We start from the raw sequence: 13,273 nt of genomic DNA, 5'->3' as shown, positions 1-13,273 counted from the left end.
ATTTCTGTTCTCCCTGGTCTTTCCATTGAATTTATATTTAGCGATGGTTCATTAGTTTTATACTTATGGTTTCTCGTGTTTAATTGATTATCATTAGCGACATTAAAATTTAATACACTAACTTCCTTTTTTGGATATGGTTGGTTCGATCCGATACCAAATATTTAAATCATTTATGATACTTGCAAATTTCATTATTTCATTGTTTAACTTTACCATTTTTTCCTCATCATTTTCCACTAACATGTCATTTGTTTTTATTTTAACAATATTCTCTAGATCTTTAATTCGATCTGGAATCTTAGCACGTTCTTTTTCCCAGATGGAAAGGATCTTTGATTGCTCCGTAACCGAGTATCCGTCCCACTGTTTTTCTAACTTTGGCAAGTTAATTCCAAGTCTCTTGTCTTCTAAAAATAATTCCTGTATTTGCAAAACGTTCACATCCTTTTAATTCCATAACACTGTATGCTTTATACCTTCTTTATGTATATTCAACAATCAATTCATTCTTCCTTCTTTCTTTCCTGAAATAAATACCCGGTGGTTGGTTCGTCCAACTATTAATAAATATCCAGGTTGTTTATGTTTATTAAGTACATTTACGCAAAACCCCCTCCAACATACGTCTGTTAGAGGGGGCTTATGACAACAACTAATACATTAAAATTTATTAAAAATTATTATATCAATGAAATTTAATGCATGTTCTGAAAATACTTATAACAATCTTCTGAAGTTAATGGTTTTTTATAATAATAGCCCTGAACATAGTTACAATTTTCATTTAAGAGAATTTGCCGTTGTGCTTCCGTTTCTACACCTTCCGCCGTAACAGTCAATTCTAATGAATGTGCCATCGCTATAATTGCTTTTACAATGGCAGCGTCATCCTTATCTTCATCCATATCTCTTATAAACGATCGGTCTATCTTAATTGTTGTAATCGGTAACTGCTTTAACATAGCTAATGATGAATACCCTATCCCAAAATCGTCAATAGCGATTTTAATCCCAAGTTCACCCAGTTCCTTCAGCATATTCATACTGATTTCTACGTCTTTTATAGCTGTACTTTCTGTTATTTCAAGACACAAGTATTCAGGTGGAAGCTCAGTCTGTTCCAAAATCATTTTAACATCGCCTACAAATTGTTTTTGTTGTATCTGCCTTGCTGAAATATTAATCGAAATAATCATTGGTGATATTCCTTGATCGATCCAGGTTTTCATTTGCCGGCAAGATTCTTCTAGCACCCAACGTCCCAAAGGTACGATAAGCCCTGTTTCCTCGGCTAGGGGAATAAATTCAACTGGTGATACCATACCTCGGTCTGGAGAATTCCATCGAATTAATGCTTCGATTCCAATAATTTGATTTGTCTCTAGGTCATATTGGGGCTGATAATGCAATACGAATTCCTTTCGTTCCAAAGCTTTACGAAGCTGATTCTCCATCTTAAATCGTTCCATGGAAAGGGAATTAATCTCAGATGTATATACCACCATTTGATTTTTTCCATTTTCCTTTGCTTTGTACATGGCAACATCGGCACACAACGCTAAATCATCTAAGTTTTGACCATTATCTGGATAAATACTTATACCAATGCTCGCAGAGGTGAAAACTTCATGGTTTTCTATTAGAAATGGTTCTTTGAATTTATCAATTATTCTACTGGCAACTAGCTGCACTTCTTTAACATCTTGGATATGAGTTAATAAAACAATAAACTCATCCCCCCCTAATCTTGCTACCGTGGAATTTTCAAAACCGCCTCTTGCAATCGTATCGGAAGAACGTATAGTGCTTTCCAATACCTCAGCAACCTTCTGAATAAGTTGATCCCCGGCATGATGTCCCAATGTATCATTAATCACTTTGAACCGATCTAAGTCAATTAACAGTATCCCAAGTTTAAAGTGATAACGATCTGCTTGTTCCATCGAAAGATTTAAGCGATCTCGAAATAGCTGACGATTGGGAAGACCTGTTAAACCATCATGGAAAGCAAGATGCTTAATTTGTTCCTCTGCTAGTTTTTTTTCTGAAATATTAGTAATGGAACCGATAATCCGAACGGGATCTCCAGTTTCATTACGAATCGAGTCTCCTGTCACATAAACCCAAAGCACTTCCCCTTTTACCCCTTTGATACGGAATTCAATTTTTAACGGAGTTCCTTTTTCACGATGTGAATGAAAACTGTTCATAAAAAAATCATAGTCCTCAGGATGAATAAGACGGAGAAATGATTCCGAATTAGATGGAAGATCTTCTCCAATTGAAGTAAAGATATCATGACTCCGGACATTCCATTGAATATGGTTTGAATACAAATCCCAGTCCCAAATCCCATCATTCGTCGTTGTTGATACGATTTCCAACTGCTCTGCGATGGATCTAATTTGCTGAAATAACTCATCCCGCTCCATTGCAGAAGCAGATATAGTGAAACTTACCTGAGTAATATCACTGGAAGAAATAAATACTAGATCATCCACTGGTGCCACAATCGCGATAAAACCCCAGTCTCCCCGCTCATTTCTGATGGATTGAACTCGTACAAAATCTTTTTCTTTTATTTTTGGAATCCACTCCGTTGGGGGGAATTGATCCAGTGGCACTTTTAACCCGATCGGCGGCAAAGTTTTACTATCCTTGCTAAACGCCTGCGAGATAATCAGCTGATTTTGATTTCCTGAATTCTTATCCCATAATGCAAGACAACCCCAATGACTTTTATTCTTAAACATATTGGAAAAATTAAATTTTTTCTCTCTCGTTGCCATTGCCCATTTTTCTACAAACTGATCGTACCGTTTAATGATTTTTTCTAAATGCATTTTTGATTCGACCAACTGATTCTGTACATCTAAAGTTTGTTCTAGTTCTGGTTTATGTTTACAACCACACGTCGCCCGTATTACTAGCTCCGTTTGTATCCTAGTAAAGGAGTTTTCTAGTATTTCACCATTCATCTGCCGATGTAAAATATCAAAACTCGCCTTTGCAATATCTGTCAGTGATTGCCGGACTGTTGTCAACGGCGGATTAAATGTAGCAGCTGGTGGTAAATCATCGAATCCAATTATTGCTATATCTTCAGGGACACGGTATCCTATCTCTTTTAATTTTTCTATCACTCCCATAGCATTTAAATCTGTGGAAGCAAATACTGCTGTAAAGTCAATTCCCCTTGCCAGCATTTGTTCTGCTGCATGATAGCCACCTCTCCGCAACGTATCACTAGCATTAAATAAAAGCCCTTCATCGTACTCAATCCCCACGTCCGTAAGCGCTTGCAAATATCCTTCAAATCGTTCTACCATATCTATATGTTCATCACTTCCCACAACAAATGCTACTCTTCTGTGGCCATGATCTTTAATTAGATGCAAAACGGCTTCCCTCGTCGCTTGGCGATTATCAATTATTACGGAGTGACATTTAATAAAATCCTCTTTATAGCCAATGGTTACTACAGGTTTTCCAGTACTTTCAATACGTTTTAATAAATCAGGAGCTAATGGCAAAACTGAATGGGGATTGGTCATTAACAGCCAGCCATCCGTTACAGAAGTCCCAACCTGGTAGTGAAAAGGAATTGGTTTTTTGGCATTTGCTCTTGCTTGGATGGTGAATAAAGTCGATTGATTCTTGTTGGCTTCGGCTAGTAAGTCGACAAAAATTCTCCCATAATAATCTCCGTCCAGATAGGGAGTCAATAAACTGATGCGAGTAGTATTATTCATAGGCCTCTAACTCCTTAACATTCATCTGTCACTCTTTATTATCAATTTTATAATAAATTCGGCTTGGTTTGGAAAATTCCTCCTAGGACTATCTTACATATTTTGGTTTTCAATCAAATCATCAATAAAGGATGCGATAATAGTCATGGGAGGAATCACACACAAACTTTGTTATTTCAATCCACACATCCATATAGGATGCGACTTATTCCCCCAACGAAACTCTTACGAAAGTATGATTTCAATCCACGCATCCATATCCATATAGGATGCGACAAAAGTTCTTCAAAAGTACGACTTTTTCAAAAAAATTTCAATCCACGCATCCATATAGGATGCGACTGCGTTTTGCGCTATAAAAAAACACATGCTTACTTTTTTTGCATAGCGATCGCCATTTTCTTTAAAAATCACAATAAAAATTCCAACATATTACCATTTATTGGATCAATGTAGTGAAATAATGGGTGCCAATTTCCTTGGAAAATCATGTGCACTTGACATTCGCACTCCAAAAATCCTAGAGTTTTAGAGGTCAACATTGAAGTCCTCCATACTGTAGCATCAAACAAATTTTACCACATCTATCCGATCAATAGCGATAAAACAATGGATATTTTTGTAATTTAATTCATTTTGCGACAACAATTTACTTCTATCGTTATTCTTCCTTCAGTCTAGAATAAATTTAATTTTATACTACACACTAGTAGGGGGAAAAAATTATAAATAACTATGGTGAAAGGAATTATGAATATGAAAAACAGATGGATTCTTTTTCTTACACTAATTATTGGAATCACCCTTATCACCTCCCCTGCATTTGCAGTAGAAACGATGACCGCTCACGAACAGCATCACCTTATGACAAAGGAAGAATTTAAAGATTGGTTATTTCAAAATGACTTTGACAGGGAAATAAACCTCATCCAACAGCATCACACTTGGGCACCGGATTACAAGCGTTTTAATGGTACTAATCACTTTGAATTGCTGCAGGGGATGGAGAATCACCATATAAATAAAATGGGATGGGATCATATTGCTCAAAATTTAACAACATTCCCAGACGGAAAAGTGGCAGTCTCCAGGCCATTTAATATTGCTCCGGAAGGCTCTATTGGCTCAAAAGCAAACGCGCATGGGATCGCAATTGAACATGTTGGAAACTTTGACAAAGGTAATGATGTCATGACAAAAGAACATAAGGAAACAATTGTTTATATTACAGCATTACTTTGTATAAAATTTGGTTTAACACCATCTATAGATAGCATTACTTATCATCATTGGTGGAACCACAAAACAGAAAAAAGGGTACTTGATAATGCTCAGGACCACGAAGTGAAATCTTGTCCAGGCACAGGCTTTTTTGGTGGCAATTCCACAAACGATGCGAAAAACTATTTTTATCCTCTCGTCTCTCGTAAGATAGATGAGATATTGGCTTCGATGAAATAATATCCTTCCTTTTTACCAGGAACTCCAATATTTTGCCTATTGGGGTTTTTCCCGTTTATTTTCTTTGCAAATTATGACCTGCCACATAGTTTTCATTTGTGTATAGGAGCAGGATTATTTACAATAGAAGAAAGGGAATAAACAAAGTGGAGTTGGATTTCCATTTTCATCTTATAAATATAGTGAAATACAGTCAAAGTCGAAACTTTTGATGTGAAAGGGAATTCATTCACGAACACCGATTCCATTTTTTAAGGAGGAAATAAATGAACGAAAAACTATTACAAAAAGAAGCTATGCAAATGTTAAAAAAGACAAGCAGAACATTTTACATACCAATTACATTGTTAGAACCTACCTTAAAAAAGACTGTCGCCTCTGCGTACCTTTGCATGCGTGCAATTGATGAGATCGAGGATAATGTGAATTTAGATTCAAGTACAAAACAACATTTACTCCAGGAAACTGCTTCCCTACTTAAAAAACCTTTCGATTCGGAGGCTTACCAACAATTAATGGAACCATATAAACCACTTCTTCCAGAAGTGACATTGAAACTAGGAAACTGGATTACCACATGCCCTTCAGGAATCGTTCAAAAAGTTCAAGATTCCACAAGCACCATGGCTTTAGGGATGGCCAACTGGGTAAAGAAAAATTGGCATATTAAAAGTAAAGAAGATTTAAATGATTATACTTATTATGTTGCTGGGTTAGTAGGTGTTATGCTTTCTGATATTTGGGAATGGCGGGATGGAACAAAGACAGACCGGGATTTGGCCGTTGCTTATGGCCGAGGATTACAGACAGTAAACATCTTAAGGAATATCGATGAGGATCGAGAACGTGGTGTCTCGTTTATCCCCCATGGGTGGTCCATTGAGGATACTTTTGCATATGCGGAGAAAAATCTAGCCCTTGGGGATGAATATATGAAAGACATAAACAGTAAAAGTATATTAGTATTCTGTAAAATTCCATTAGCCCTTGCAACGAAAACATTAAAAGCTTTAAAAAGTGGTAGGGAAAAAATGTCCAGGTCCGAAGTGGAAGCCCTCGTGGAAGAAATAAAAAGTAGTTAAGGAAATTAGTTCATCAAATGAAAAGATAACCTGTATTCATTCGTAAGCGATCCACATCTTATTGGGCACTATCTAAAAATACAATCCAATATTTTAATAAAAGACAAATATGAAAGACCTTTACGATGTTTACTTAGTAAACATTGTAAAGGTCTTAATTATACGACCACTTTGACGATATACAGTGTACTTTCGTTCCCCAAGTCATACCTGGGTTACTATTAATTTAGAGGACAACTTCCTTCTCCGCCCCTTTGCTCAATTAATCTAGTGTTAAATAACTCTCAGCATCACAATCCCATCTATCTGATTCATTTTTTCAATCAAACCAGGAATCGTTTCCCCATTTATTTTATTGTCAATGTCAATCATCGTGTAGGCGTAATCTCCACGACTTCGGTTTACCATATCGGCAATATTCAAATTGTATTCAGAGATAGCCGTTGTCATTTGTCCCACCATGTTTGGAACGTTTTGATGGAATGCGGCTACACGGCGCTTCCCTGTATATGGTAATGATGCATTTGGAAAGTTCACCGAGTTTTTTATATTACCTGTTTCTAAATACTCTTTCAATTGACGGGCAGCCATTACTGCACAGTTTTCTTCCGATTCTTCTGTAGATGCACCGAGATGTGGGATTGGAACAGCATTTTTCATTTTTAACACATTTTCATTTGGGAAGTCTGTAATATATTTCCCCACTTTTCCATCTTCTAGGGCAACGGCCATATCGGTTTCATTTACCAATTCCCCGCGGGAGAAGTTAAAAATATGGACATCTGTTTTCATAATTCCAAAAGTATCTTTGTTAAACATGCCCCTTGTATCATCTGTTAAAGGAACGTGCACAGTAATGTAGTCAGCATAGGAAAACAATTCTTCCAATGACATGGCACGGTGGACATTACGGGATAAATTCCACGCTGTATCCACTGAAATGAAAGGATCATACCCAATAACTTCCATATCTAAGTCGAGGGCATCATTGGCAACGAGTGCTCCGATTGCTCCTAATCCAATTACTCCGAGGGTTTTCCCCTTAATTTCCTTCCCTACAAACTGCTTTTTCCCCTCTTCTACTAACTTTGGAATTTGTTGCCCTTTTCCGTCTAAAGACTTCACCCAAACCATTCCATCAAAAAGGTTGCGGGAAGACGCTATTAATGACGTCAACACCATTTCCTTCACTGCATTGGCATTTGCGCCTGGAGTGTTAAAAACTACAATCCCTTTTTCTGTACACTTCTCTACCGGTATATTATTAACTCCAGCTCCAGCACGGGCAATCGCTTTTAAATTTTTATCCAATTCCATCGAATGCATATTAAAACTGCGGACAACTATCGCATCAGGGGATTGGCTATCATTATCAATTGTATAATTCTCTGTATTAAATACATTTAATCCTCTTTCCGCAATATTGTTTAAAGTCTTAATGGTATTCAATTGATTTAAAGTTGAAATACTCATATTATAAATCTCCTCTTCTTCTATGAATGTTTGAAAAAGTTATCATTTCAGGAACTGACATGAAGTGACCGGCTTTCCCCCCTTATATATACATAAAGAGGTAAGGGAAGAAGATTCCCTTACCTCTGCCCAGGCGAACGGCAATGTCGATACTATGTGCTCCCCTACGGTTCTCCGTTTTCGCCAGTTACACATAGCCTTTTAATTCCTTACATCGTAACAGACAAATTTGTAAACATCAACACTAATTATCTAAATTTTTTATTTTTTTATTGTATTAACGCAGGAAAGCGTGTTAGTCCCTTTAGGTTAATTATTTTCTGTGATTATTTAAGATTAATTCCATGTATCTATCAGTCTCACGAATCATGTTTAATCAATTATTATTCAAAATTTTTCTTCCACTCCCGCTGCCTTTCCTTTTGCTTTAAGCCATGGAAGTACTCCAGTCTAGTAACTTCATAGAATGATATAGTTACAAATAGACCCACTACTAATGCCATTAACCCAACGGAATGTACGAATAAGAAGATGATATATAATCCGATCAGGGACAAACGGTGTCCCTTCATCATTCGAAAGCTCCTTCGGATACAATTAAAAATACTCGTTTTTGGATCTTCATATAAGAGGTACATGGCTTGGGATAAACCAAGGAAAACCCAAAGACATACTACCGAAGGAAGAAGTATGCCCCCAAATCTGACGATGCTCTCAGAAGAAAACCCCTCCATAAATACGTTAAGTAGAAAGAGGAACGAAATAATATAAAGAATTACTGTTAAAAACAGTAAAACGGCATTAATAGCATGAATAATAAAGCCTTTATATAAGAGACTTGGATTTTTAAAAGCATAAAGAAAACTTGAGAAGAGATTTTTTCTCTCCTTCGTTTTTAATTTTGATAGAACATCGATAACGGTAAAAAACAGAATGCTATTAAAAAAGGCTCCAATTATGATTGCGGTAATATTTTCTGAAGTGGCAAAAACCATCGGGCTCATACTAAACCCATCACCTGTTATATTCCAGGATGAACGGGATGTTCCTAATAAGACTCTGATCACGTAACAAAGAATAACTATCCCCATGACCTTTAACCAATTTCCCTTTAAAACATCTAATGCAGATGACATCGATGACCAGACCATTTTATCCTCCAAAAAATTGATAATTGTGTGCCTTTGTGTGCTTAAAAATTATAACACGATTAGATAATACTTAACAAAAACATATGGAATGGATACAATATTGTAGTATAGGTAGAAGTTCCCATTCCTTTTATGATAAAATTTTAATTTGTAGAGAACGTGGGATACTATTAAAAAATGACGATATGAAACAATACTTAAAGGGGAACTGTCGATGAAGTATTTTAAACCCGATTATTTGTTTGAACATTTTTCCGATATTACGATGACGTGGCTAGTTAATAACAACATTGATCATATTTTTTCAGACTTGGACAGCACCCTTACCGCTCACAATCAGCAAGGGAATAATACGTTTGAAAAATGGTTCCGCTTACTACAGGAACATAACATTTCATTAATTATCCTTTCCAACAATAGCCAAGGGAGAGTGGACAAGTTCACCGAACCATATGGAATCAGTGGGTATGGAATGGCAAACAAACCAGCAACAGTAAAAATCAAAAAAATCATGGAAGATGCTGGTGCCGAATCGGAAAAGAGTCTTTTCTTAGGGGACCAATTATTTACCGATGTATGGTGTGGTAAACGATTAGGAATGAAGACCGCCCTTGTGCAGCCTATCGAGCCAGAACACGAACCTTGGAATGTGTCACTTAAGCGAAAACTGGAATCCTCGATTCGAAAAAGATGGTAAACTAAGGGGAAAAAGACTAAGGGGCGCCCTTTAGTCTTTTCTAATGAAATAAAAGAAGTACAACCCGAACGGGATGTACTTCATGAATTTACATGGTTTAAAGTTTTGTTACGTTCGAAGCTTGTGGACCACGGTCACCGTCCGTAATTTCAAACTCTACACGTTGACCTTCTTCAAGGGTTTTAAAGCCGTCTCCTTGGATCGCAGAGAAGTGAACGAAGATATCGTCTCCACCTTCTTGTTCAATAAAGCCGAAACCCTTATCAGAATTAAACCATTTTACTGTACCTTCTGCCAAATTAATCCCTCCAAAATTAGTAAAAAAACCTTCTTTCATATACTTCCCAATCAGTAGCAATCTAAACATATTTTCATGCAAATTATGAAAGGACTACCATATTTTCCTTAGCCAATCTGTTTTGAAGCTATTCCACACTTCCTATCCCGTGGTAAAATTAGGAAGAATAATTTTTTAAAGGGGTTAAAAGAAATGACTATTGATGGATACTTAAGTATTGTAAGAAGGAATTTAAATCTTTTAGATGAAGAAAAAAAAGAAGATGTGGTTAATCATTTAAAACAGAAACTGAATCAGGAAATACAAAGGGAAACAACTGCTGTCAATGATGTGTCTACTGCCACTGCAAATGTCCTGTACCGATGGCCACCCCCGTCGAAACACGGAAAGGTGATTTCTGATGAATTGGAAAGAAAGAAGACAACATTTAAAGGGGAATAATATTTTAAATTTTATTTCATCTGGTGTTTGGGAGTCATGGGATTAGTCCAGTCCATTTTTCTTATTTTTACTGATTCCATTTCCAAAAATTTATACTTAGGCTACACCATCGTTTTCACCACTTTCTCCATCGTGATTCTCTTAAAAAAGCGCTTCTGGTCTCCTCTCACCATCGATCTATTGAAGGCGACCTTAAAACAAGCCCCTTTGATTTTTATTTTAATTCTAGTTATTTTTTATGGATTATCTCTCCTACCAGGAATGGTGGTTTTTAATCAATTTTCGATTCTGTTTTTCCTCCTCTTTTGCTGTATCCTTATTATTTATTTACTCTGTATATATTTTATAAAAAAACGAGCTGTTAAGAATCTATATCCATTCTTTGAGGAGTGATCGCTGAATTTCTCCGTTTGTGTAAAAATTTCACACCATCCCTTTTCATTGGGACAAGAATATCGTACAATATTAGACATGAAAAGGAAGAGGTGAAATCGATGCCAAGCGATCTTTTTATGTGGTTGATCGTCCTTTGGTCTTTGTTTTTAACAGTGACCATTGGTATCGGAGGATATTTTATGTTCCGAAAGTTCTTAAAAAAGCTGCCAAAAGAAGACGGGAAATCGATTCTTGATTGGCAAGAATACTATATTAATGAAACGCTCCATTTATGGACCGATGAAAAAAAAGCCTTTTTAAATGAATTGGTAGAACCTGTTCCTGAGTTATTTAGGGATATTGCAAAAGGAAAGATAGCAGGAAAAATCGGTGAGTTGGCACTAGAAGAAAAGGCTGATGAAATGACTGACGATCTCATCATCAAAGGTTACATTCTGGCTACACCGAAGCGTGATCATAAATTCTTGATTAAAAAATTACAAGAAAAGCAAGTGGATCTCATCCCGTATCAATCATATTTCGACTCACATAACTTAAAAAAGACAAATGAGGCATAGTAATGCCTCATTTGTCTTTTTTTCTTAAGTTAATGAATAAGAGAAACTAAAAGATCAGTTCTCGCTGCAGTTCTTTTTCTGTTCGCTTATATTTTACAAGCATGGCAATCCTCCACGGCAGGATCATACCGAAAGCCAAGATAAAGAACATTCCTGCCAACACTTCATACTCGAAGTGAATCCCTAAAACGAGTTTTACGATTAATCGGATAAACAATAATCCGATCAAAATAAAGGGAAAGGCTTTTGAGCGTTTTAAATAAATATGATTGTCTCTGATCTCAAAGGTGGAAAGTTTAATCAAAAGAATAGAAAAAATCAATCCCACCAAAAAGGCTTCCCCCACTTCCAGTAAAGAAGGTCTCGTGGGTGGATAAAGAAACATCATAAAACCTGTAGACATGGCTACAGGGGGAATAATGATTTTTTTTACATTCGCAGGTTGTCTCATTGATTTCATTCGTACGAAAAGGGCAATCAGGGCCATCATTAGACCAAAAACACTAAGTAAAATTCCAATATTCCCATTTAGATTCATGGGAATCCCCCTCTTTTTCAAAACTTCTTAAATAGTATACCATAGGCATTTCACTGTATCTCTTTAAAGACACTAGACACCAAATGGAGAAACAAGATATAACGAAACAGAAATTCCAATGATAATAAACACGGATCTGCCAAATTTCTTTTTTGCTGGGACAAGGATTAGAGCACCAAGTAAAACAAAGATAAAGAGCCAACTTTCGTAAAGATTCACAGGATGATAAACAATGTCGTCCAGTTGATACCCCATTGTAAACGGGCTAATTACTCCATATTTCTTTATAGAGAGCGTTGAAACAACTAGTGCACTCACAGTTGCAACCGAAGCACTGTCCCATGCATGATGACTCCATTTTTTTCGAATTCCTTGGATCAGGAAATAAATGATTCCTCCAAAGCTCGAAACAAGAAAAGCAAATGGTCCTCCGGCATAAAAAAGCAAGTTCCTTGGTTCCGTCAGGAGTCCTGGCTGTTGGATAAATGGCCAAAATTTATAAAGGATGACACCAATGACAATTGAAACCATCACAGCATCCAATACCTCTTCCCGTTCTTTGACCTTCATACGATTTAAATATAAATTCATTGCAGCATAGCCCACTCCAACTGCAAGTAATAGAACAAGCATTTCAATGGATAAAGTAAACGGCCCAACCGACCAAGATTTTAAAGGATCAAACATTTAATGATTGCTCCTTTCCAATTGTTGGATTCCTTGTTCAATATCCCTTACTGTGATACCGCCAACTTTACGGTAAGTAATAATACCTTCTTGGTTGATAAAAATAGTTGTTGGAACAGGTGGCACAAAGTAAGTGTTAGAAACAACACCGTTAGAATCCATCATATTTTCAAATGATATACCGTGGTCTGCCACAAAACTCTCAGCTGCTGCTTTTGTATCTTGATTCGTTACATTAATTCCGATAAAAGTTATGTTTCCCCCATACTTTTCATTTCCAGTTTCTAGGGCTTCCATCGATGCGGCACAAAATGGACACCAGGTCGTCCAAAAGTAAAGAATAGTACCTTCCTTTTCATGGATAATGTTAGATAGTTGTTTTTCTGTTCCATTTGACAGTGTGTGGAGGGAAAAATCAGGTGCTTGAAAGCCCACTTGAGGCAAAGATGCTGTTTCCACCTTAGAATTACCATACTGATACAACTTCCTCTGTTCCTGGTCCATCCAAATAAATATTCCCACACTAAGGATCAAGAGGATGATCATTGTCCGTTTCATATGTATCATAAAGTTCCCCACCTTGGTTTAGTTGCTAGTATCTATCATAGCAGACTGCTCCCTACTCCGATACGAATTGTTTCTAATAAGAAAAGCGCAAGCGCCTTGGTCACGGGCGAAAGTCACTGGAAGGACTTTGACAGAAGCCGCTTTTTGGCTTCCGAAAAGTCATGAAGTGA

General features: G+C 36.7%; 13 protein-coding genes and 1 riboswitch. Of the genes, 5 read left to right on the top strand and 8 right to left on the bottom strand.

The window, feature by feature from the left end; genetic code table 11:
• Positions 1-117: 117 nt before the first annotated feature.
• On the bottom strand, positions 118-435 hold the full coding sequence (locus KS419_RS11040; RefSeq protein ID WP_246593791.1) for a hypothetical protein: 318 nt from the start codon (positions 433-435) through the stop codon (positions 118-120).
• A gap of 263 nt (positions 436-698) precedes the next feature.
• Positions 699-3,755, bottom strand: a complete 3,057-nt coding sequence (locus KS419_RS11035) for an EAL domain-containing protein (protein WP_217066464.1) — start codon at positions 3,753-3,755, stop codon at positions 699-701.
• Positions 3,756-4,505: 750 nt separating this feature from the next.
• On the opposite strand from KS419_RS11035, the gene KS419_RS11030 reads away from it, so the two are divergent.
• Positions 4,506-5,216 (top strand): peptidoglycan recognition protein family protein, encoded by a 711-nt coding sequence (locus KS419_RS11030; protein WP_217066463.1) that lies wholly within the window; start codon positions 4,506-4,508, stop codon positions 5,214-5,216.
• A 266-nt stretch (positions 5,217-5,482) separates the two neighbouring features.
• Entirely contained in the window at positions 5,483-6,298 is an 816-nt protein-coding gene (locus KS419_RS11025; protein WP_217066462.1) for a squalene/phytoene synthase family protein, read from the top strand.
• Between the two features lie 273 nt (positions 6,299-6,571).
• Here the strand turns inward: KS419_RS11025 and KS419_RS11020 are convergent, their stop codons facing one another.
• Positions 6,572-7,771: a phosphoglycerate dehydrogenase gene (locus tag KS419_RS11020; RefSeq protein WP_217066461.1), complete on the bottom strand. Its 1,200-nt coding sequence runs from the start codon at positions 7,769-7,771 to the stop codon at positions 6,572-6,574.
• Between the two features lie 120 nt (positions 7,772-7,891).
• A riboswitch (ZMP/ZTP riboswitch) is annotated at positions 7,892-7,972 on the bottom strand.
• A 182-nt stretch (positions 7,973-8,154) separates the two neighbouring features.
• Positions 8,155-8,922 (bottom strand): DUF975 family protein, encoded by a 768-nt coding sequence (locus KS419_RS11015; protein WP_217066460.1) that lies wholly within the window; start codon positions 8,920-8,922, stop codon positions 8,155-8,157.
• A gap of 214 nt (positions 8,923-9,136) precedes the next feature.
• On the opposite strand from KS419_RS11015, the gene KS419_RS11010 reads away from it, so the two are divergent.
• Positions 9,137-9,619: a YqeG family HAD IIIA-type phosphatase gene (locus tag KS419_RS11010; protein ID WP_217066459.1), complete on the top strand. Its 483-nt coding sequence runs from the start codon at positions 9,137-9,139 to the stop codon at positions 9,617-9,619.
• A 97-nt stretch (positions 9,620-9,716) separates the two neighbouring features.
• Here KS419_RS11010 and KS419_RS11005 read toward each other — a convergent pair whose 3' ends face one another.
• Positions 9,717-9,917, bottom strand: a complete 201-nt coding sequence (locus KS419_RS11005) for a cold-shock protein (protein WP_217066458.1) — start codon at positions 9,915-9,917, stop codon at positions 9,717-9,719.
• A 192-nt stretch (positions 9,918-10,109) separates the two neighbouring features.
• Between KS419_RS11005 and KS419_RS11000 the strand changes: the two genes are divergently transcribed.
• A complete protein-coding gene (locus tag KS419_RS11000; protein ID WP_217066457.1) occupies positions 10,110-10,358 on the top strand; it encodes a hypothetical protein in 249 nt (82 codons plus the stop codon).
• Between the two features lie 494 nt (positions 10,359-10,852).
• Complete coding sequence (locus KS419_RS10995; RefSeq protein ID WP_217066456.1) at positions 10,853-11,311, top strand: DUF2621 domain-containing protein; 459 nt, start codon at positions 10,853-10,855, stop codon at positions 11,309-11,311.
• Between the two features lie 46 nt (positions 11,312-11,357).
• Here KS419_RS10995 and KS419_RS10990 read toward each other — a convergent pair whose 3' ends face one another.
• From KS419_RS10990 to KS419_RS10980, 3 genes are all read right to left on the bottom strand, one after another.
• A complete protein-coding gene (locus tag KS419_RS10990) occupies positions 11,358-11,849 on the bottom strand; it encodes a CcdC family protein (protein WP_217066455.1) in 492 nt (163 codons plus the stop codon).
• Between the two features lie 72 nt (positions 11,850-11,921).
• Positions 11,922-12,536, bottom strand: coding sequence for a hypothetical protein (locus KS419_RS10985; protein ID WP_217066454.1), 615 nt, complete (start codon positions 12,534-12,536; stop codon positions 11,922-11,924).
• Positions 12,537-13,103 carry a TlpA family protein disulfide reductase gene (locus KS419_RS10980; RefSeq protein WP_217066453.1) on the bottom strand — a complete coding sequence of 189 codons (567 nt, stop codon included), beginning with the start codon at positions 13,101-13,103 and terminating at the stop codon, positions 12,537-12,539.
• Positions 13,104-13,273: the final 170 nt, after the last annotated feature.

Source organism: Evansella tamaricis (assembly GCF_019042215.1).
GTDB lineage: Bacteria > Bacillota > Bacilli > Bacillales > Salisediminibacteriaceae > Evansella > Evansella tamaricis.
Note: the sequence above shows the minus strand (reverse complement) of the source record. Positions and strands in the feature narration are given on the sequence as shown.

Excerpts from the sequence above, each read along its gene's own strand:
- KS419_RS11035 (WP_217066464.1), bottom strand. The coding sequence starts at position 3,755 with ATGAATAATACTACTCGCATCAGTTTATTGACTCCCTATCTGGACGGA.
- KS419_RS11030 (WP_217066463.1), top strand. The coding sequence starts at position 4,506 with ATGAATATGAAAAACAGATGGATTCTTTTTCTTACACTAATTATTGGA.
- KS419_RS11025 (WP_217066462.1), top strand. The coding sequence starts at position 5,483 with ATGAACGAAAAACTATTACAAAAAGAAGCTATGCAAATGTTAAAAAAG.
- KS419_RS11020 (WP_217066461.1), bottom strand. The coding sequence starts at position 7,771 with ATGAGTATTTCAACTTTAAATCAATTGAATACCATTAAGACTTTAAAC.
- KS419_RS11015 (WP_217066460.1), bottom strand. The coding sequence starts at position 8,922 with ATGGTCTGGTCATCGATGTCATCTGCATTAGATGTTTTAAAGGGAAAT.
- KS419_RS11010 (WP_217066459.1), top strand. The coding sequence starts at position 9,137 with ATGAAGTATTTTAAACCCGATTATTTGTTTGAACATTTTTCCGATATT.
- KS419_RS11000 (WP_217066457.1), top strand. The coding sequence starts at position 10,110 with ATGACTATTGATGGATACTTAAGTATTGTAAGAAGGAATTTAAATCTT.
- KS419_RS10995 (WP_217066456.1), top strand. The coding sequence starts at position 10,853 with ATGCCAAGCGATCTTTTTATGTGGTTGATCGTCCTTTGGTCTTTGTTT.
- KS419_RS10990 (WP_217066455.1), bottom strand. The coding sequence starts at position 11,849 with ATGAATCTAAATGGGAATATTGGAATTTTACTTAGTGTTTTTGGTCTA.
- KS419_RS10985 (WP_217066454.1), bottom strand. The coding sequence starts at position 12,536 with ATGTTTGATCCTTTAAAATCTTGGTCGGTTGGGCCGTTTACTTTATCC.
- KS419_RS10980 (WP_217066453.1), bottom strand. The coding sequence starts at position 13,103 with ATGATACATATGAAACGGACAATGATCATCCTCTTGATCCTTAGTGTG.